The sequence below is a fragment of the Allomuricauda sp. d1 genome (assembly GCF_039592695.1).
Taxonomy (GTDB): domain Bacteria; phylum Bacteroidota; class Bacteroidia; order Flavobacteriales; family Flavobacteriaceae; genus Flagellimonas_A.
On the sequence record NZ_JBBUTK010000003.1, the window covers coordinates 188,408 to 208,651 of the forward strand.

General features: G+C 44.4%; 15 protein-coding genes. 9 read left to right on the forward strand and 6 right to left on the reverse strand.

Annotated features, from left to right (window positions below; translation table 11 throughout):
* The first annotated feature begins 41 nt into the window (after nt 1-41).
* The 8 genes from AAAH86_RS12695 to AAAH86_RS12730 all read left to right on the forward strand — a co-directional run bounded on the left by AAAH86_RS12695 (nt 42) and on the right by AAAH86_RS12730 (nt 13,946).
* Nucleotides 42-1,172 (forward strand): aminotransferase class III-fold pyridoxal phosphate-dependent enzyme, encoded by a 1,131-nt coding sequence (locus AAAH86_RS12695; RefSeq protein ID WP_343488019.1) that lies wholly within the window; start codon nt 42-44, stop codon nt 1,170-1,172.
* Nucleotides 1,173-1,343: 171 nt separating this feature from the next.
* A complete protein-coding gene (locus AAAH86_RS12700) occupies nt 1,344-2,288 on the forward strand; it encodes an acetylornithine carbamoyltransferase (RefSeq protein ID WP_343488020.1) in 945 nt (314 codons plus the stop codon).
* A 283-nt stretch (nt 2,289-2,571) separates the two neighbouring features.
* Nucleotides 2,572-3,348 (forward strand): acetylglutamate kinase, encoded by a 777-nt coding sequence (gene argB, locus AAAH86_RS12705; protein ID WP_343488021.1) that lies wholly within the window; start codon nt 2,572-2,574, stop codon nt 3,346-3,348.
* The gene (locus AAAH86_RS12710) at nt 3,345-4,418 is read left to right on the forward strand and encodes a M20 family metallo-hydrolase (RefSeq protein ID WP_343488022.1); all 1,074 of its coding nucleotides are present in this window, start codon (nt 3,345-3,347) and stop codon (nt 4,416-4,418) included. Before argB ends, AAAH86_RS12710 begins: the two co-directional genes overlap by 4 nt.
* Nucleotides 4,419-4,503: 85 nt before the next feature.
* Entirely contained in the window at nt 4,504-5,787 is a 1,284-nt protein-coding gene (argH, locus tag AAAH86_RS12715) for an argininosuccinate lyase (RefSeq protein WP_343488023.1), read from the forward strand.
* Nucleotides 5,784-6,047 (forward strand): DUF3253 domain-containing protein, encoded by a 264-nt coding sequence (locus AAAH86_RS12720; RefSeq protein ID WP_343488024.1) that lies wholly within the window; start codon nt 5,784-5,786, stop codon nt 6,045-6,047. Before argH ends, AAAH86_RS12720 begins: the two co-directional genes overlap by 4 nt.
* A 158-nt stretch (nt 6,048-6,205) precedes the next feature.
* Complete coding sequence (locus AAAH86_RS12725) at nt 6,206-13,021, forward strand: BspA family leucine-rich repeat surface protein (RefSeq protein WP_343488025.1); 6,816 nt, start codon at nt 6,206-6,208, stop codon at nt 13,019-13,021.
* A gap of 4 nt (nt 13,022-13,025) precedes the next feature.
* Entirely contained in the window at nt 13,026-13,946 is a 921-nt protein-coding gene (locus AAAH86_RS12730) for a PorP/SprF family type IX secretion system membrane protein (protein WP_343488026.1), read from the forward strand.
* A 16-nt stretch (nt 13,947-13,962) separates the two neighbouring features.
* Here the strand turns inward: AAAH86_RS12730 and AAAH86_RS12735 are convergent, their stop codons facing one another.
* The 5 genes from AAAH86_RS12735 to AAAH86_RS12755 all read right to left on the reverse strand — a co-directional run bounded on the left by AAAH86_RS12735 (nt 13,963) and on the right by AAAH86_RS12755 (nt 19,032).
* The gene (locus AAAH86_RS12735) at nt 13,963-14,805 is read right to left on the reverse strand and encodes a pseudouridine synthase (RefSeq protein ID WP_343488027.1); all 843 of its coding nucleotides are present in this window, start codon (nt 14,803-14,805) and stop codon (nt 13,963-13,965) included.
* A gap of 104 nt (nt 14,806-14,909) precedes the next feature.
* Nucleotides 14,910-15,860: a carbon-nitrogen hydrolase family protein gene (locus AAAH86_RS12740; RefSeq protein WP_343488028.1), complete on the reverse strand. Its 951-nt coding sequence runs from the start codon at nt 15,858-15,860 to the stop codon at nt 14,910-14,912.
* Between the two features lie 149 nt (nt 15,861-16,009).
* The gene (locus tag AAAH86_RS12745) at nt 16,010-16,915 is read right to left on the reverse strand and encodes a geranylgeranylglycerol-phosphate geranylgeranyltransferase (RefSeq protein ID WP_343488029.1); all 906 of its coding nucleotides are present in this window, start codon (nt 16,913-16,915) and stop codon (nt 16,010-16,012) included.
* A gap of 9 nt (nt 16,916-16,924) precedes the next feature.
* The gene (locus tag AAAH86_RS12750) at nt 16,925-17,857 is read right to left on the reverse strand and encodes a mevalonate kinase (RefSeq protein WP_343488030.1); all 933 of its coding nucleotides are present in this window, start codon (nt 17,855-17,857) and stop codon (nt 16,925-16,927) included.
* Nucleotides 17,858-17,943: 86 nt separating this feature from the next.
* Nucleotides 17,944-19,032: a diphosphomevalonate decarboxylase gene (locus AAAH86_RS12755; RefSeq protein WP_343488031.1), complete on the reverse strand. Its 1,089-nt coding sequence runs from the start codon at nt 19,030-19,032 to the stop codon at nt 17,944-17,946.
* A 102-nt stretch (nt 19,033-19,134) separates the two neighbouring features.
* Here AAAH86_RS12755 and AAAH86_RS12760 point away from each other — a divergent pair, with 102 nt between their 5' ends.
* Entirely contained in the window at nt 19,135-19,587 is a 453-nt protein-coding gene (locus AAAH86_RS12760) for a TspO/MBR family protein (RefSeq protein ID WP_343488032.1), read from the forward strand.
* Nucleotides 19,588-19,663: 76 nt separating this feature from the next.
* Here AAAH86_RS12760 and AAAH86_RS12765 read toward each other — a convergent pair whose 3' ends face one another.
* Nucleotides 19,664-20,197: a DUF1697 domain-containing protein gene (locus AAAH86_RS12765; protein ID WP_343488033.1), complete on the reverse strand. Its 534-nt coding sequence runs from the start codon at nt 20,195-20,197 to the stop codon at nt 19,664-19,666.
* Nucleotides 20,198-20,244 lie beyond the last annotated feature (47 nt).

Genomic DNA, 20,244 nt, shown 5'->3' on the forward strand with positions numbered 1-20,244 from the left:
ATTGCGTATGGCGTTTAGCCTATAGCGTATAGCTAGAAATAATGAAACTATTCAACGTATATCCACTCTATGATGTAACCCCGGTTTCCGCCAAGGGAATCGAGGTCATTGATAATAAAGGCAAAACCTATCTGGATTTTTATGGCGGGCATGCGGTCATCTCCATTGGGCATTCGCATCCACATTATGTGAAACGCATGACAGAGCAGCTACAAAAAATGGCTTTTTACAGCAATTCCATCAAGAATCCGTTACAGGTGGAACTCAGTGAAAAATTAGGTAAAGCTTCAGGGTGTGAGGATTATCAATTCTTTATGTGCAGTTCAGGGGCCGAAGCCAATGAAAATGCCCTAAAAATGGCGTCTTTCCACACAGGAAAGGCCAAAGTCATTGCGTTCAAAAACAGTTTTCACGGACGGACATCCGCTGCGGTCGCGGCTACTGACAATGCTAGAATAAACGCCCCTTTAAACCAGCAGCAAAAAGTGGATTTCTTGCCATTAAATGATTTCGAAGCTTTTGAAAAAACCATCGCCAAAGGCGACCATTGCGCGGTGATTTTGGAAGCCATTCAAGGGGTGGGCGGATTGGACGAACCCACTACAGAATTCTACCAGTTCATTGCAGAACAATGCAAAAAATGCAGTGTAGTTCTAATTGCAGACGAGGTACAGTCAGGGTTCGGGCGGAGTGGTAAATTCTTTGCTTTTCAGCACCATGGGATTCTACCCGATATTATCACCATGGCAAAAGGTATGGGCAATGGCTTTCCAGTGGGCGGAGTGTTGATTCACAATAAATTTGAGCCTTGGCATGGACAATTGGGTACCACTTTCGGTGGCAACCATTTGGCGTGTGTTGCAACGCTTGCGGTTCTAGAGGTTTTGGAAAATGAAAATCTTATTGAAAACGCGGCACAACTAGAATCTTATTTTAGGGAAAAAGCGAAAGAAATCCCGTCCATAAAAAAAGTAAAAGGCAGGGGACTGATGCTGGGATTGGAATTTGGTACTGAAGTATCGGAACTCCGTAAAAAATTGATTTACAACCAACACATGTTCACGGGTGGTTCGGCGAATAAAAACTTATTGCGGTTTTTGCCTGCGTTGAACATTACAAAAGCGCAGATCGATTTGTTTTTTGAGGGATTGAAAAAAGAATTGTCCCCTTAAGGGGACGGCGAAGCAATGTGAAACATTGCAAGCAGGGGTGTATTGGGTGTTGCAAAAATGTAAAGGGTTGAACACCCACCCCGATTCCGCACAAGCGGAATCATCCCTCCATAGAGGGGAGTTAAAAAACGAGATTCCCGCCTTTGCGGGAATGACAAGAATAAATAATTGATGAAAAACTACCTATCCATACACGACATCGGCGACCTGCAAACAGCGGTACAGGAAGCCATTGAATTGAAAAAGAATCCGTATGGATTTGAACATCTCGGCAAACGAAAGACCATTTGCCTACTATTTTTCAACAACAGCCTGCGTACCCGCTTGAGTACGCAGAAAGCGGCGCAACATTTGGGGTTGAACACCATGGTCATGAACTTTGGCAGTGAGGGATGGCAATTGGAATTTGAGGACGGGACCGTTATGGACGGAAGAAATTCAGAACACATCAAAGAAGCAGCACGAGTGGTATCACAATATGCCGATATCGTTGCCATACGTGCTTTCGCTGGCCTAATCGATAAAGAAAAAGACGAGGCAGAAGTGGTGCTGAACGGATTCAAAAAACACGCCTCAATCCCCATCATCAATATGGAAAGTTCAGTGGCCCATCCGTTACAGGCTTTGGCCGATGCCATCACCATCGAAGAGCATCGAACTATTGAACGGCCAAAAGTAGTGCTTTCATGGGCACCACATCCCAAGGCATTGCCCCATGCAGTAGCAAATTCTTTTGTCAAAATGATGAAAATACAAAAGGCGGAGTTCGTTATTACCAATCCCGTTGGATATGATTTGAATCCTGAAATCACAAAAGGCTGCCAAATTGTGCATGAACAGGAAAAAGCCCTTGAAAATGCGAACTTTGTCCATGTCAAAAACTGGAGCAGCTATTCCGATTATGGAAGGGTTTTACATCAAAATCCAGCTTGGATAATGACAAAGGATAAACTTGGTGCCGCCAAATTTATGCACTGCCTTCCTGTGCGAAGAAATGTGGTGGTTGAAGATGCAGTGTTGGATGGCCATCAGAGCCTGGTCATCGAACAGGCCAATAACAGGACTTTTGCTGCTCAAGTGGTTTTGAAGAGAATTTTAAATGGATTGTCCCCTTGAGGGGACAGCGAGCAATGTGAAACATTGCAAGCAGGGGTGTGTTCTGGGTGCCAGAACAGAAAGGATTGGAGACCCTCCCCGTCCCGACCAAAGCGTCGGGACACCCCTCCCAGGAAGGGGAGTTGAAAAAATGAAAAATAATAACAGCTCCTCCCTTTAGTCAAAGGGAGATGGATCTCGCATATGCGGGAGACGGAGGGTTTGACAATCAAACTCCCTTTTCCCTTCCTCAGCCCTGTGCTGAGCGCAGTCGAAGTATGAGGAGGGGAGCTAAACTTTAAGAATGAAAAAACTTAATATAGTAAAAATAGGCGGCAATATTATCGAAAACAAGCTCGAGCTTGATAGGTTTTCGAAATTGTTTTCTACCATGGAAGGCCCCAAGATTTTGGTTCATGGCGGAGGCAAAAAAGCTTCCGAAATCTCAAAAAAACTGGGCATTGCCCCGAAAATGCATGACGGTCGCAGAATCACTGATGAGGCGGCCCTTGATGTGGCCATTATGGTCTATGGTGGGCTCACCAACAAAAAAATGGTTGCCCAATTACAGTCCCATGGATGCAATGCCATTGGGATGAGCGGTGCCGACGGCAATGCCATTCAAGCCCATAAAAGACCGGTAGGGACCATCAATTATGGTTTTGCTGGAGATATCGACCAAATCAACGCACCTGTTTTAAAGAGCATGCTTGAACTTGGCCTTACCCCCGTTTTCTGTGCACTTACCCACGACCAAAAAGGGCAGCTGCTCAACACCAATGCAGACACGATTGCTTCCGAATTGGCGATAGGGTTGAGCGTCGATTTCGAAGTCACGCTGTATTATTGTTTTGAACTGAGTGGAGTGTTGGCCGATGTCAATAATCCATCCACTCTTATCAAAAAAATAGACTTCGACGAGTACGAAAAATTAAAATCCGATGGTGTTATCGCTGATGGCATGCTCCCAAAACTGCACAATTGTTTTCATGCCCTGCAACATGACGTCAACGAAGTTAGAATCGGTAATTTAACCCTGTTTGAAAAAGAGAATTCAAATTATACAACGCTCACCTTATGACGATTGATATAGACACCCTGGCAAAAGAGGCACTTGAACTGTTGAAGGAGTTGATTTCCATTCCCTCACTTTCTGAGGAAGAGGATAAAACCGCCGATGCCATTGCCAAATGGCTGTCAGGATTCGGTGTTGTTGTACAGCGCCAATACAACAATATTTATGCGTTCAACAAGCATTACAATAAAAGCAAACCCAATCTGTTGCTGAACTCGCACCACGATACGGTTAAGCCCAATTCCGCTTATACCAAAGACCCGTTCAATCCCCATATTGAAAATGGAAAACTCTACGGTTTGGGAAGCAATGATGCGGGAGGGGCACTATGCTCATTGCTGGCTACGTTTGTCCATTTTTATGAACGGGAAGACCTCAGCCACAACATCATCATGGCCGCCACTGCCGAGGAAGAGGATGCAGGCGAAAAAAGTCTTTCGGCCCTGCTCCCTATTTTGCCCAAGATTGACGTCGCCATCGTCGGGGAACCCACGGAAATGCAATTGGCCATTGCTGAAAAGGGACTGATTGTCTATGATGGTAAGGTTTTGGGGACACCCTCACATGCTGCGCATCCAAATGATGACAGTGCCATATACAAAACCGCTGAAGTGTTGCAGTGGTTCGAAAATTATGAATTTGAAAAGGTTTCTGAAGTTTTGGGGCCGGTCAAGATTACCGTGACACAGATAAGTGCCGGAAGCCAGCACAATGTAGTGCCCGCTCATGTCGATTTGGTTATTGACACCCGTGTGAACGATTGCTATACCAACAAAGAAATTGATGAAATCCTGCAAAAGGAAACTCCTTGCCAGTTGATCCCGAGATCATTGAACAAAGACAGTTCTTCAATTGCCATTGAGCATCCTTTGGTGCAATCGGGCATTGCCTTGGGCCGAAAAACCTATGGGTCGCCCACATTGTCGGACCAAGCAAAACTCAGTTGCCAGTCGTTGAAATTGGGGCCAGGGTATAGTCCACGTTCACATTCGGCCGATGAATTTATTTATGTGGATGAGGTGATTGAGGGTGTGGGATTGTATATTAATATTTTGGAGGGATTTTTTAAAAGTTGAATTAAGGAATTGTCCCCTTGAGGGGACAGCGAAGCAGGGGTGTCATAGGTTCCCACCTTCGCGGGAATGACAAAAAGAAAAATTGATGAAACTCTGGGACAAAGGCTTTAGCACCGATAAAAAAATAGACCTCTTTACCGTGGGCAATGACAGGGAACTGGATTTAATTCTAGCAAAATACGATGTCATCGCCTCAACCGCGCATGCCAAGATGTTGGCGAAGGTCGGTTTGATTACCAAGGAGGAAGGCAAGGCCCTGGTCGAGGAGTTGGATGTCATTGCAAAATCCATCGAAAAAGGAGAGTTTACCATTGAGGATGATTTTGAGGACATGCACTCGAAGATTGAGTTCTTGCTCACTGAAAAATTGGGGGATACCGGTAAAAAAATCCACACGGCTCGGTCACGAAACGATCAAGTTTTGGTCGCCATGCAATTGTACTTGAAAGATGAACTGACTGAAATCAAAACGCAGGTCAAAGACTTGTTTGGCATGCTATTGCAATTAGCAGAAAAACATCAGAAAATACTGCTCCCCGGTTACACACATTTACAGATTGCCATGCCCTCTTCATTCGGACTTTGGTTCTCAGCTTATGCTGAAAGCTTGATCGATGATTTGTACTTCGTACAAGCGGCCTATAAAGTTGCTGACCAAAATCCGTTGGGCAGTGCAGCGGGGTACGGAAGCAGCTTCCCAATCGACCGAAGTTTCACCACATCAGCAATGGGTTTTGAAACCCTGAAATATAATGTGGTCGCCGCCCAAATGGGCAGGGGGAAAGTTGAGAAGGCCACTGCTTTTGGAGTTTCCTGCATCGCCAGTACACTTTCCAAATTGGCGATGGACATTACGCTTTACATGAGCCAGAACTTTGATTTTATCTCCTTCCCCAACGAACTGACCACGGGCAGCAGTATCATGCCACACAAAAAGAATCCCGATGTGTTTGAGCTCATCCGGGCGAAGTGCAACAAAATTCAATCCATTCCAAATCAATTGACATTGATTACCAACAACCTGCCGAGCGGTTATCACCGTGACCTGCAGCTGGTCAAGGAAATCATTGTTCCCGCTTTGCAAGACACGAAAGCTTGTCTCGAAATAATGACCTTCAGTTTAAAGGAAATCAGGGTCAATCAAAATATTCTCGATGACCCTAAATACGATTACCTTTTTAGTGTCGATACGCTGAACGAAATGGTCAAGAATGGCATGCCCTTTCGGGATGCCTACAAGAAAATGGGTCAAGAAATTGAATCAGGCAGTTTTACACCGAAAAAAGACATTCAGCATACCCACGAGGGCAGTCTGGGCAATCTTTGTTTGGAAGAAATCCGACAGAAAATGCAAAAAGCTTTGCAGTGACAAGGGCATTCGCCGAGCAGATTCGAAAGTTACACCTGAAGTTTGCAATCGAACGCGGACACGAAAAAACCTACTGCCCTTCAGAAGTGGCAGGTCAACTAGGGACTCCCAATTGGAAAGACCAAATGCAAAATGTAAGAAAGATTGCCGATGCTTTGGTGAACGAAGATATAATTGAAGTACCGCAAAATGGTACCGTTCTTACCGAAAATCCTTCACGGGCAAATGGCCCAATTCGACTCCGATTAAAGAAAGTTTGAACCGCACTTCAGAACATTTCACGGTTTTCAGGGAGTTATTTCACAACACGATTAAAGTACTTTGACAACAAAAACTTGTTGAGGTGCTTCACCTACCCGTAATTTCAAAAAATATTTTCAATCGTAAACCGTTGAAAAAGAACCCCAAACACTGATTAATGTTCAAACGATTACTCTTTCTTTTCGCCCTGACCATTTCATGCTTTTCGTTTTCCCAAGGTTTCAACACAATTTGGAACACTACCAACCCAGGCACCTCGGCAAACAACGAAATAACCATTCCAACAAATCCCGCTTATACTTACAATTACGATATTGATTGGGGTGACGGGGCTTCAGACACAAATGTCACAGGTGACATTACCCATACCTATACCGCACCGGGCACTTACACCGTCAGTATCACAGGCACTTTCCCCGCCATCTATTTCAATAATGGTGGTGACCGCGAAAAAATCATCGAGATACTGGCTTGGGGCACCAATCAATGGCAAACGATGGAAGATGCTTTTCATGGCTGTACAAACCTGAATTTTGATGCGATTGACAGCCCTGATCTATCACAGGTTACCAGTTTAAAGAACATGTTCCGTAGGGCTAGTGCGTTCAACGGCATCATCAACAATTGGAATGTCAGCACCATTACCGATATCTCGGGCATGTTCGCCGATGCCATAATATTCAATAGGCCTGTGGACAATTGGAATACCATTGCAGTCACTGACATGTCAGAAACATTTCTTAATGCAAGAGCGTTTAATGAACCTCTTGATAATTGGAACACGGCATCTGTGACCAATATGAGCTTTATGCTCAGTGGTGCATCGGCATTCAACCAAAACATCAACAATTGGGATGTCAGTCTGGTAACAAACATGAGTGGCATGTTTCGTTACACGAACAGTTTTAATTTTCCACTGAACAACTGGAACGTCACCAACGTCACCGATATGTCACAAATGTTTGAGGGCTCAGCTTTCAACCTACCGCTCAACAGTTGGGATGTCAGCAATGTTATCGACATGTCAGGTATGTTCTCACAATACAGCCACTTTAACCAAAACATCAACAATTGGGTTGTTTCATCTGTCACAGATATGTCAGACATGTTCATGAGGGCCACACAATTTAACCAGCCACTTGACGGTTGGGATGTTTCTTCCGTAACCGATATGTCAGGAATGTTCGACGGGTTCATCGTCGCAATGATTTTCAACCAACCCTTGAACAGTTGGGATGTCAGCAACGTAACCAATATGGCCAAAATGTTTAGGGACTGTAGGGACTTTAACCAACCACTGGACAACTGGAATGTTTCTTTGGTAACCGATATGAGCCAAATGTTTGAAGATGCCGAGGTCTTTGACCAAGATATCAGCGGGTGGGATGTCAGTGGTGTCATGGATATGAGGAACATGTTTCAAGAAACAGATGCGTTCAACCAAGATTTGAACATTTGGGATGTGTCTGCCGTGACCAATATGTCAAATATGTTCTTTAGGGCCTCACAGTTCGACTTGCCTTTAGACACGTGGGATGTCAGCTCGGTAGCACTCTTTGGAAATATGTTTGCCCAATCGGTTTTTAACCAAGATATCAGCGGGTGGGATACTTCTTCGGCGACAAACATGAGTACCATGTTCTCTGGCGCATCAACTTTTGACCAAAATCTGGCAAGTTGGGATGTTTCAGGGGTAACCAATATGGCAAACATGCTGTCGAACAGTGGTCTATCACAAGAAAATTATGACAATGCATTGATAGGCTGGGCAGCACAGGCCGTTCAAGACAATGTCAATTTAGGGGCCACAAGCCTCACCTATTGTGATGGCCGTGATGCAAGACAAGAGCTGATTGATGACCATAATTGGAATATCACTGGCGATAGCATCAACTGTTCTTTTGTTACCTGTACGTCATTTATTTCGCCTCAAGATGGTGAAACCAATGTACCGGCCAATTTTGATTTAAGGTGGAATCCAGCTCCCAATGCTACAGGATATTATGTGAGTGTACGGGTTGATAGGGGTGGAAGTATTACCGATATCTTAAATAATTCGGATGAAGGCAATGTTGTGGGCATTGATTTTACCAGTGATTTTTTACCGGGGGATATCGTTTATGCGACAGTAGTGCCCTACAATGCTGAAGGGCCGGCCACGGGTTGTGCAGAAATCAGTTTTACCGTCGTCGCCAACTGGAATACCAGTCCTGATGCATTTCTTTTGACCATCGATACAAGAAATACCGATACAAGCTCCACTCCTGCAAATCAACTGCGTTTAGAGACCAATTATGAATTTTCAGGTGATTATAATTATTCGATTGATTGGGGCGACAATCAATTTGACAACAACGTCACTGGCGAGATTACGCATACCTATTTGAATCCGGGGGTTTATACCATAGCCATTATAGGCGATTACCCCGCGCACTACTATTTGACATCGAACCGTGACAATCAAAAACTGCTGTCCATCGACCAATGGGGTACGCAACAATGGCAGTCGATGAGACAGTCTTTTTATTACTGTACCAACATGACATACGCAGCAACCGATGTTCCAGATTTGTCACAGGTTACCAATATGAGCAGTATGTTCGGGGGTGCCAGTATGTTCAATGGAAATATCAATAATTGGGATGTCAGTAACGTCACCGAGATGAGTGGCACGTTCATCGCAGCTACTGATTACAACCAACCACTGGATAATTGGAATGTTAGTAACGTCACCAATATGGGCTTGATGTTCTTGGCGGCCAGAAGTTTTGACCAGCCATTGGATGGTTGGGATGTCAGAAGCGCAGTCGATATGTCAAGAATGTTCGAGCAAGCTGAAATCTTCAACCAACCTTTGAATAGTTGGGATGTGAGCAATGTCACCAATATGGAAGGTATGTTCGAAAGGGCGGAAGCTTTCAACCAACCCTTGAACAATTGGGATGTCAGCAATGTGACCAACATGATCGGTATGTTTGATGGTTTTGTTACCGATATGGCCTTCAATCAAAATCTAGATAGTTGGAATGTTGGCAATGTGACCAATATGGCAGAAATGTTTCGACGTTGTGTTGCCTTTGACCAGCCCCTGAACAGTTGGAATGTTTCCAATGTGACCAATATGGCATCGATGTTCAATAGTGCTTCATCATTCAATCAACCTCTAAATAATTGGGATGTCTCTTCAGTCACCGATATGTTTTCAATGTTCAGCGGGGCATCGACATTCAATCAAAATATTGACAGCTGGAGTGTTACCAACGTGACCATGATGCGCTCCATGTTCGCTTCGGCAATCGTATTTAATCAGCCTTTGAACAGCTGGGATGTGAACTCCGTTGTAGATATGTCATATATGTTTTTTAACGCTGAAGCGTTTGATCAACCTTTAGACAATTGGAACGTAAGTGCCGTGGCAAACATGTCATCGATGTTTGAAGATGCCATCTTGTTCAACCAGCCCATCAATACTTGGGATGTCAGTTCGGTCACCCTTATGGAATCAATGTTCGAAACCGCTGAATTGTTCAATCAACCTTTGAACAATTGGGATGTGGCTTCGGTCACCCAGTTTGCTGCCATGTTCAAAGATGCAAATCTCTTTGATCAAGCTTTGGGCAATTGGGACACTGGTGAAGCCCTAACCATGGCAGAAATGTTCTACGGAGCGGCTGCCTTTGATCAAAATATTGACGGTTGGAACACCTCTTTCGTCACCACCATGGAATCAATGTTCAGGGATGCTGTGACCTACAATCAAAGTATGAACTCGTGGAATGTGGCCTCAGTGACCACCATGAGAAGCATGTTTCAGGGTGCAGCCGCTTTTAACGGTACCATCAGTAGCTGGAACGTTCGTGGCGTACTCACCATGGAAAATATGTTCAACGGGGCATCTACCTTTAACCAAGACATCAACAACTGGCGGGTATTCAACGTGACCAACATGAACTATATGTTCAGAAATGCCAGTGCTTACAACCAACCTATGGAACAGTGGGATTTAGGTGCCGTGACCATGCGCTCCATGTTTGAAGATGCAACGGCTTTTGATCAATATTTGGGGGATTGGGATGTCAGCTCGGTCTCGAATATGCAGAATATGCTTGATGATACCGCACTGACACGCGAAAACTATGACAATACGTTGATTGCCTGGTCAGAACAGACCTTGACCCCAGGCATCAATTTGGGTGCAAATACGCTTTTGTACTGTGATGCATTGGAAGAAAGACAATCGATGATCGACACGTACGGTTGGTCGTTCTCCGGTGATGTATTGGATTGTCCGGTACCCGCATGTACCCAACTGGTCTCTCCCTTGAGCGGTGATACAGATGTTCCTGTGAACACCAATCTAACTTGGGATCCTGTGCTCTATGCCACAGGTTATTATTTGACGGTCGGTACAACACCGGGCGGAAACGATATCGCCAATAATGAGGATGTCACGGATACGACCTATGATTTTCCGACTGATTTTACAGGGGGTGAAACCGTATATGTGACGATTATTCCCTATAACGGAACAGGCAATCCTACCGTATGTACTGAGGAGAGCTTTACCATTTCCAGCACGACTACGCCCACCCCACCGGATTGTACCCAACTTGTTTCTCCTCTAAGTGGTGCCGTTGATGTCGTGGTGGATACGGATTTGGAATGGCAGCCCATTGCCAATGCCAATGGCTATCGAATTACGGTAGGAACATCTACTGGAGCAACGGATATTCTCAATGATGTGGATGTGGGCAATGTCACGATCCGTGACCTTCCCACAGATTTACCGGAAGACACCGAGATTTTTGTGTCTATCATTCCCTATAATGATGAAGGGGATGCCACGCCCTGTGCCGAAGAAAGTTTTACTACGGAAATAATTCCCGTGCCACCTGCGTGTACAAGCCTGAACAATCCTTTTGATGGAGCGACCAATATACCCGTTGATACCAATATCAGTTGGGATGCCGTTGCAGAAGCAACTGGATATCTGGTCATTGTGGGCATCACCCAAGACGGCATTGAAGTCGCGAATAACATTGATGTGGGCAATGTGACGACCTATGATTTCCCAGCTGACCTTCAAGAGAATCGAACGCATTACGTGACCATTATTCCTTACAACGATGTCGGTGATGCCATGGGCTGCGCAGAAGAAAGTTTCAGAACGGGGTCAACGACCTTAAATGATCCACCAGCATGTACAACATTGTCAAGCCCATTGAATGGGGCCACAGATGTTGCAATCGATACCGATTTAATGTGGAACAGTTCGGCAAATACCGATGGCTACCGATTGACGGTCGGCACCTCTTCGGGCGGTAATGACATTCTAAATAATGTGGATGTCGGTAATGTCACCACCTATGACCTGCCGAGTGATTTACCGGAAGGAACGACCATTTTTGTGACCATAGTACCCTACAACAGTTTCGGGGATGCAACACCCTGTGCTGAGGAAAGTTTTACGACTGATGTACCCCAGGCAGGGTGCCCCAACCTGATAACCCCTGCCTTCGATGCCACAAATGTTCCCGTCAACACGAATTTTACATGGAATGTCTCAGCGAATGCGGTTCGCTATACTGTTGGTATCGGTACGGCCACCGGTATGGATGATATCTTGACCATAACCGACGTAGGCAATGTGACCTCTTTTGACCCGCCATCTGATTTGCCGAGCGACACAAGAATCTTTGTCACGATTACGGCCTACAACTCTGCTGATGAAGGTAACGTTTGTGGTGATGACCAATTTACAACCGCAGCAGGACCGACTGAACCCACGTGCACTACGCTCAGTATTCCTCTTGACGGTTCAACGGATGTTGCCATTTCAACAGATTTGACTTGGAATACCGTTTCCAATGCCGATGGATATCGTGTAAGCGTTCGAGATGGTGCTTCTGCGTCGTATAATATTCTTGACAATTTCGACGTGGGCAATATCAACACCCATGACTTCACCAACGATTTACCGCCAAACAGTGATATTTACGTATTGATTGTTCCCTACAATAGCGTTGGGGATGCCATGGGCTGCACAGAAGAACATTTTGTTACTGGCGATGTGGTGGTCACAGTACCCGAATGCACCAACCTATCGATACCCCTCAACTTGTCGATTGATGTTCCCGTGGATACTGATATTGTTTGGGATGCTGTTTCAGACGCTGATGGATATCGCCTTACTGTGGGTACGTCTGCTGGTCTAGGTGACATTCTGAATGATGAAGATGTGGGCAACGTAACCTCTTACGATTTGCCCAATGATTTGCTAGAGAATACCGAAATTTTTGTCTTCGTGCAGCCCTACAACTCAGTAGGTGATGCGGAGTTCTGTGAAGAGGAAAGTTTTATTACCGGCACAGCCCCTCAGATGTTACCAAGCTGCACAACATTGGCCACACCGGAAAATGGGGCCGACGATGTGGCCATCGACACCAATATTACTTGGAATGAAGTCGCTGAGGCCACAGGCTACAGAATTACAGTGGGCACTTCTTCTGGTAGAAACGATATTTTGGATAATGAAGATGTCGGATTAATAACGTCTTATGATTTTATGGATGACTTTTCATACAGCCAACAGATTTTTGTGACCATCATTCCCTATAACACTGATGGCGATGCTTTTGGATGCGCTGAGGAATCATTCACGACCATCGAAGAACCTGAAATTGAATCCCTTTTCGGATTCTCCCCTGACAATGACGGTATTAATGACTATTGGGAAATCAATGGTATAGAAGACTATCCAAACAATACGGTCATGATCTTTAACCGATGGGGTGATTTGGTCTTTAAGATAGAGGGCTATGATAATGCCAGCAATGCTTTCTATGGTGAAGCCAATCAGTTGACGGGCATGGGTGCCGGACAGCTTCCTGAGGGCACTTACTTTTTCCAAATCAATATCCCCGGAGACCATAATCTAAGAACGACACAGGGGTACCTCGTATTAAAAAGATAAAACCATGACCAAACAAACCTACTTATTGATATTTCTTATGGGCTGGATGCTGTCACCCATCTTTGGGCAGCAGACACCCACATTCACGGAATACAATTTCAATCCGTTTATCATCAATTCGGCTTATGCCGGAGTGTTGGATGCTGCCGAAGCAACTTTGAGCAATATTGGTTTTGGCAGCCAAACCTTCGAAGGGGCACCAAGAAGCTTTGCCTTTACGTTCAACTCTCCTTTGCGTAACGAAAAAATGGGGCTGGGTGGTGGTGTCATCAATGATGAGATTGGCGTCACTTCAGCGACCCAAATCTTTGCGGCCTATTCCTATAAAATTTTCTTAAACGATAATGCGTATCCTTACTGGAAAGTGTACGACCGATCGTTCATCTCATTTGGATTGAACGCAGGAGCCTTACTCTACAACCAAGATTTATTGAGCTTGGGCATTCAGAACGACCCTAATTTTGCAGAGAACGTCAACGCCACTTTGCCCACTGTTGGGGCAGGCATATTGTTTGGCCATTCCAATTTCTTTGCAGGCATTTCAGCTCCCAATCTTTTGGGTGATGCGGTCTCGAACCAAGACAACCTGAAATTATCCCAGCCTGTTTATGGGTATACAGGATATCATTTTGTACTCAATAAATACAAACCTGATTTCATCTTAAAGCCGAGTATGCTCTTCAAATATGAATCGGGTGCCCCTTTTCAAGTGGATGTCAACCTCTCGTTGAGCATCAAGAATTCCATTGAAATCGGAGCAGGATTTCGAACCAGCAACTCGTTCAACGCTTTGGCAGGATTTTACCTCTTTAAGAATTTTAGGGCCTTATACAGTTATACCCAAGGCAGTGGTGATTCACCATTGGGTAACACCCACGGCATTGTATTGAGCTATCGTGGTGGTAGTGGGTATATTTTAGATTAAAAGATTGTCGTAAAGATTACCGAATCATCCCCAAATTAATAACCTCCTGTTCTGTGAGGTAGCGCCAATGGCCACGCGGCAGGTCTTTTTTGGTGAGTCCGGCAAAAACGACACGGTCCAATTTGGAAACTTCATAGCCCAAGTGCTCAAAAATGCGGCGTACGATTCGGTTACGGCCCGAATGAATTTCAATGCCCACTTCTTTTTTAGTGGTTCCTTTTACATAATCAACCTCATCGACCTTAATTTTGCCGTCTTCAAGTTCGAGACCTTCACGGATTTTACGTAAATCGGCTATGGAAACATTTTTGTTCAAATGCACATGATAGATTTTGCGTACTCCATGTTTGGGATGGGTCAGTTTTTTGGCCATATCACCGTCGTTGGTGAAGAGTAAAAGCCCTGTTGTGTCCCTATCCAACCTACCCACAGGGTACAAGCGGTTTTTGGATGCACTGCTGACCAGTTCCATCACCGTGCGGCGACCTTTTTCGTCACGGGTGGTGGTGATAAAGTTTTTGGGTTTGTTGAGCAATACGTACTCTTTTTTCTCGGGATTCAGTTTTCGACCGTCAAAACGGACATCGTCCGTTCTTTTGACCTTATAGCCCATCTCGGTGATCACCTTCCCATTTACGGAAACATTACCCGCTGCGATATAGGTGTCGGCCTCACGCCTCGAGCATACGCCGGCATTGGCTACATAGCGGTTTAAACGAATTAGGTTGGGGTCACCTGCCTTCTGCGGCTGTGGACTTCGCTTAGCGAAAGGTTTGCCTTTAGAAGAGTGCTTTTTTTTATATCCGCCATCTCTGCGGTTCGAGGGTTTACGATTGCGTTCGTAGTCTGATTTCGCCATCAGTCATAAATTTTGGCAAAGGTAGACAACCCCTTCGTCTTCACCAAAGGTGGAGCCCCCTCCCCTCATCCCGATAGCTATCGGGAGAGGGGAGAACCTTGTTTTTAATCTTTAAAAGAAACTGTGTTCTGTCGTTCTCGGTTGACCATCAACTTCGTCACATCAGGTCTCGAATAATGCCCCACTGGATCAAAGTTTTGACGTTCTTCGAGCACACGGTTAAAATCTAAAGTGTGGTGAATCAATCCTTCTTTGTCGATCACGGGTTCGACCAGCCATTCCCCGTCTGGGCCGGCAATGCACGAGCCGCCATTCGCTAATACGTCGGGAGCTTTCTCCAAGATTTTATCTAAATGTGGTGTGTTCTTCGGAAAATCTGAAGTGGCCATCATTGAAGAGACCGAAATGCAATAACTACGGGATTCACGGGCGATAAACCGGGTAATATCCTGGGTGTTGTTCAAGTTGCCGGGCCAGACTGCAATATGCAAGTTTTCGCCCTGACCATAGAGCGCAGCACGTGGTAGGGGCATCCAATTCTCCCAACAGTTGAGTCCGCCGACAGTGAATTGTTTCAACGGATGGACTTGCAGTCCATTACCATCCCCCGGCGCCCAGGTCAGCCGTTCGTCATATGTGGGTTGTAGTTTTCGGTGCACGGATTTGATTTCTCCTTTCTTATTGATGTAGACCAAAGAAGCATAAATACTGTGGCCGCCACGGTCTTGGGCACGCTCCATGATTCCCAAATAAATGGCCATACTGTTTTCTTTGGCCAATCGGCAAATGGAGTCCAAGTCTCCCTTTTCTATCTGAACGGCATTTTGAACATAGTGGGCATGCAACTCTTTATTGACTTTTAGGTCCCAAGCGGCACCATCGGTATAGGCCAACCAAAATGGATAGCCCGGCAGCAGGGCTTCCCCAAAAACGACAAGCTCTGCTTTTTCTTTTGCAGCTTCCCGAAGCATTGCTTCAACTTTTTTGAGGGTCGCTTTTTTATCCAACCAAACTGGGGCAATCTGTGCCAATGTTACTTTGAGTTCGTTTTCCATTTTCAATTTCTTTGTTTTAGGTTTTGCACGCTGTGCTTTGCTCTAAGCTATACGCTGTAAGCTTTATGCTGTACGCTATTGGCAGTTTGCATCATTATTTCTTTATACTTCATTTACTGTCTACTGCCCACTACCTCCTATCTCCTCGATTATAAAATCCTATTCAAGACCAAATCCACATCTAGCAACAAAATACTGAAAACTCCAAGAATGATGATAAACTTGAGGATGTTGTGTAGCCAAACATAATGTGTTTTCGTTCCTGATTTCCACAGCAGTACCAAAAAAAAGACCAATAAAATTCCTGCTGTCATAAAGTAGAGGTACATGTAGCCCACATCAAAAACGGCTATCAGAAGATAGGTCGGTATCATGGTGAGCAAAATCAATAAGGCAATCAATGCTTTGGCCATTTTCGCACCATACAGAATGGGAATTGTGCGATACCCTTGTGCCATATCACCCGCCATGTTCTCTAAATCTTTGATGACTTCTCTAGACAAAATCAATAGGAAAAGATATACGGCATGTACAAAAATGACCGTCTCAAAATTTCGATAGTATACAAAGACCACAAAAAATGGGGCAATGGCCAAAGTGGCCGAGACCAAATTACCCACCAGTGGAATTCGCTTTAACTTATGCGAGTACAACCATATACCAAAGATGTAGGCCGAAAAAAACAGTACCGCCCGAAACGAAATATAACTGGCCGCAAAGACAGCCAAAAAGTTCAGCACAAAATAGGTGGTCAACTTAAAACGCTGGCTGACCAAACGATCCAACATACTCTTCGTCGGTTTGTTGATCAAATCTTTTTCGGCATCGTAAAAATTGTTGATGATATACCCTGCGGCGATGGTCAAAGCTGAAGCCGTAACAATCAAAAAAAGATTCAAATCAAAAACTACTTTGTGAAGCGGCCAATCGGGTGCCAGAATATAAATGGATGCCAAATATTGTGCTAGGGTGATAATTAAAATGTTGTATCCCCTGACGACAGAAAACAAGCTCAATAGCTTAAAAAGCAAGAGCCGATTTTTTCTGCTAAGCATTGGTGGTTTTTAGAAGTTGTAGACCACTTCCAATTTGTGGCCGCTGAGGGCAGTGCGTGCTTTGTCAATGTCTTCGGTGAAGCCCAAAATATAACCCCCACCACCTGAGCCACAAAGCTTTAGATAATAATCTCCTGTCTCAATGCCTTTTTTCCAGAGGGAGTGAAACTGTTTGGGAATCATGGGTTTGAAATGGTGCAACACCACGTTGGAGAGCTGTTTCACATGACCGAAAAGCGATTTGATATCACCGTTCAAGAAATGCTCGACACAGGCATCGGTATGTTTGATAAACTTATCCTTGATGATGTTTCTAAAGCCCTCGTGCTTCATTTTTTCCATGAACAGTTGCACCATGGGAGCGGTCTCCCCTGTCATGCCGCTATCCAACAAAAAGACGGCGCCCTTGCCCCCTTTATTTTGGGAAGGAAGTATCGTCGATTCAATATTGTCTTTGGAATTGATAAGGATGGGCAAGCTCAAATAACTGTTCAAGGGATCCAAGCCTGAAGATTTGCCGTGAAAGAAAGATTCCATCTTGCCAAAAATGGCCTTGAGCTTCAACAGTTTTTCACGGGTCAGATTCTCGAGTACCGTGATTTTATCGTGGGCATATTTGTCATAAATCGCCGCGACCAAGGCGCCACTGCTGCCAATACCATACCCTTGGGGTATGGAACTGTCAAAATACATTCCGTTGTCGATGTCTTCGTTTAGCGAATTCAAGTCGAAAGAAACCAAGCCGTCATTTTGCAATGCTTCCAGATATTCTGCGAAGGCTTTTAGGCCTTCATTTGATTTCTTGGCTTGTTCAGAAGGATTCTCATCAGTTTTCAAGGCTCCCTTGAAAAAGTTGTAGGGAATGGAAAGTCCTTTCGAATCTTTGATGATTCCGTACTCTCCGAAGAGCAGAATCTTGGAATAAAACAGTGGTCCCTTCATAGCTTTTGTTGCAACAACGTTGCTTAAATATAAACAAACTGGACGATGAAATCAAAAGACGCCTGTTCAACGTACCGATTTCTAGGTCATGATTTCAATTCTCTGGCACCTTCTCCAATTCGATCACAAAGATAATGTCCGTTTTCACAATACACAACGAGTTCATCTTGAATAAATTGGATGGCTCTTTCTTTTACATATTCAGGATAGAGTACGTGCACATTGGCCCCGGCATCCAATGTAAAGCAAATCGGGGTATTCGTTGCTTTTCGAAACTCCCAGATTTTGTTGATGATCTGCAGTGTGTGGGGATGCATCAAAATAAAGTACGGCTGACTGGTCATCATCATGGCATGCAGGGTCAGGGCCTCACTCTCAACAATTTGGATGAAATCATCGAGATTTCCTTCGAAAAAGATGCCTTTCAACCTATCGAGGTTTTGGTGGGCCTGTTCAAACCGTTTTTCGGCAAAAGGATGATTTTTCATCAATCCGTGGCCGACAGTGCTGCTCACGGTCTTCTCGCCTTTGTGCACCAACAAAATGGTGTCATGGTACTTTTTGATCGTTGGATGTATCTCAAAAGGATAGTTGATTCCGAATAAATCAGAACTGTGGGGAATGTCTATGTGCTTTCCCCATTGGACCAAATCGCCTTCAATGCTCCGACAGGCACTTCCAGACCCCAATCGGGCCAAAAAGGAAGCCTTTTTCCTAAAAAATTCTTCATCCATTTTATGATTTACTGCTCTTTCAATCGACATCAGGCATAGTGCCAAAGCGGCCATGCCACTTGCAGAGGATGCGATGCCTGAACTATGCGGAAACGAGTTCGACGTCTCAATCGTAAAATGATACTCCTTCAAGAAAGGAAGATACGGCAGTATCCGTTCAAAAAAAGTGGTGATTTTTGGTTTGAAGTCTTCTTTTGGTTTGCCTTCAAAAATCAGGTCAAAAGAAAAACCGCTTGAAATTTGCTCCTGCTTTTCAAAAGCCAGTGAAGTTTTGGTCGCACAGGCATCCAACGTAAAACTTATCGACGGGTTTGCAGGTATCTGGTCGGGTTTTTTGCCCCAATATTTGACCAAAGCAATGTTGCTGGGTGCTTTCCATATTGATTTTCCATTTTTTGGATACTCCAATCCTGATGGAACAATAAAATCCTTCTCGGTCATTGGCACAAAGATAACCTAAGGTGTATTCATCAAAAACAGGAAACAAAATAAATTGCTATTTTAGGGAATATGCCGACCGCTATCCGTAAAAAATTGGTTTACATGACCATAGCAGCCACCATCTGTCTGTTGGTGGGCCTGATAGCAAGTTTTGCCACGCAAAGTTCGGTCAATGATTGGTATGCGTCATTGAACAAGCCCAGTTTCAATCCGCCCAATTGGTTGTTCGCCCCCGTATGGACCATACTGTACATTCTCATGGGTGCGGCTGCGGGTATCGTTTGGTCAAAAGGGTTCTACCATCTTTGGGTCAAAACGGCATTGTACCATTTTGGCTTTCAACTGTTATTCAATGCCTTGTGGAGCATTGTTTTCTTCGGATTCCAGAATCCGTTTTGGGCATTGATGGTCATTTTTATGCTACTCATTTTAATTGTGCTCACCATACGCTGGTTCAAAATCGTCAGTGACTTGGCGGCATGGTTGATGGTGCCTTATTTGCTCTGGGTCTGTTTTGCGGCTGTGCTCAATTATAAGATTTGGGAGATGAATTAAAATTCAAACACAAATCTCAATACCAAATTCAATTCTTTTTGTTTTGAATTTGTTTTTGTCATTTGAGCTTGTGCTTTCAGGAAGCCATTTCCACCATCTTTTGCATCGTTCTGAGATTACGGGTCGTTGCAGTTACTTTGAGCTTTCTTTCGATGATATTATTTGTCAATTTTGCTTTTCCAGCTCCCTTTTTACAGTTCAGATATACGCAATCTTCTGCCATGTGAAATGTCTCGTTCGGGTAATCTGCTGGCTTCAAATTTGCCTTTTCATTTTCGTCAGGGGCCTCATGCAGCAAAGCGAAATACAGGTTCTTTTGTTCTGCATCATTACTAAACGGATTCTCTTCCAAAATTTTCTTCAGTTGTTGTGCTGTGGTCACCAAAACAGGTACTTCAAATCCGAAATCCTTAAGAAGGATCTGCTCTATATTTTTAGCAACAACCTGTCGTTCAGATGATTTATCCATAAAAACCAAGTTTCCGCTCTGAATATAGGTCTGTACGGATTTAAAACCTGCTTTTTCCAAACTTTCTCTCAAATCGGCCATTTTTATTTTCTTCTGTCCCCCGACATTGATTCCACGTAAAAAACCGATATAGGTATTCATGATTTTAATTCATTTGAATCGCTTGAAACTACTTAATTTATTTTAGT

What these genes read in the sequence shown, in the direction of transcription:
- AAAH86_RS12765 (WP_343488033.1), bottom strand. Translation starts at nt 20,197, where the DNA reads ATGAATACCTATATCGGTTTTTTACGTGGAATCAATGTCGGGGGACAG.
- AAAH86_RS12740 (WP_343488028.1), bottom strand. Translation starts at nt 15,860, where the DNA reads ATGGAAAACGAACTCAAAGTAACATTGGCACAGATTGCCCCAGTTTGG.
- AAAH86_RS12700 (WP_343488020.1), top strand. Translation starts at nt 1,344, where the DNA reads ATGAAAAACTACCTATCCATACACGACATCGGCGACCTGCAAACAGCG.
- AAAH86_RS12735 (WP_343488027.1), bottom strand. Translation starts at nt 14,805, where the DNA reads ATGGCGAAATCAGACTACGAACGCAATCGTAAACCCTCGAACCGCAGA.
- argH (WP_343488023.1), top strand. Translation starts at nt 4,504, where the DNA reads ATGAAACTCTGGGACAAAGGCTTTAGCACCGATAAAAAAATAGACCTC.
- AAAH86_RS12730 (WP_343488026.1), top strand. Translation starts at nt 13,026, where the DNA reads ATGACCAAACAAACCTACTTATTGATATTTCTTATGGGCTGGATGCTG.
- AAAH86_RS12695 (WP_343488019.1), top strand. Translation starts at nt 42, where the DNA reads ATGAAACTATTCAACGTATATCCACTCTATGATGTAACCCCGGTTTCC.
- argB (WP_343488021.1), top strand. Translation starts at nt 2,572, where the DNA reads ATGAAAAAACTTAATATAGTAAAAATAGGCGGCAATATTATCGAAAAC.
- AAAH86_RS12710 (WP_343488022.1), top strand. Translation starts at nt 3,345, where the DNA reads ATGACGATTGATATAGACACCCTGGCAAAAGAGGCACTTGAACTGTTG.
- AAAH86_RS12745 (WP_343488029.1), bottom strand. Translation starts at nt 16,915, where the DNA reads ATGCTTAGCAGAAAAAATCGGCTCTTGCTTTTTAAGCTATTGAGCTTG.
- AAAH86_RS12755 (WP_343488031.1), bottom strand. Translation starts at nt 19,032, where the DNA reads ATGACCGAGAAGGATTTTATTGTTCCATCAGGATTGGAGTATCCAAAA.
- AAAH86_RS12750 (WP_343488030.1), bottom strand. Translation starts at nt 17,857, where the DNA reads ATGAAGGGACCACTGTTTTATTCCAAGATTCTGCTCTTCGGAGAGTAC.
- AAAH86_RS12760 (WP_343488032.1), top strand. Translation starts at nt 19,135, where the DNA reads ATGACCATAGCAGCCACCATCTGTCTGTTGGTGGGCCTGATAGCAAGT.
- AAAH86_RS12725 (WP_343488025.1), top strand. Translation starts at nt 6,206, where the DNA reads ATGTTCAAACGATTACTCTTTCTTTTCGCCCTGACCATTTCATGCTTT.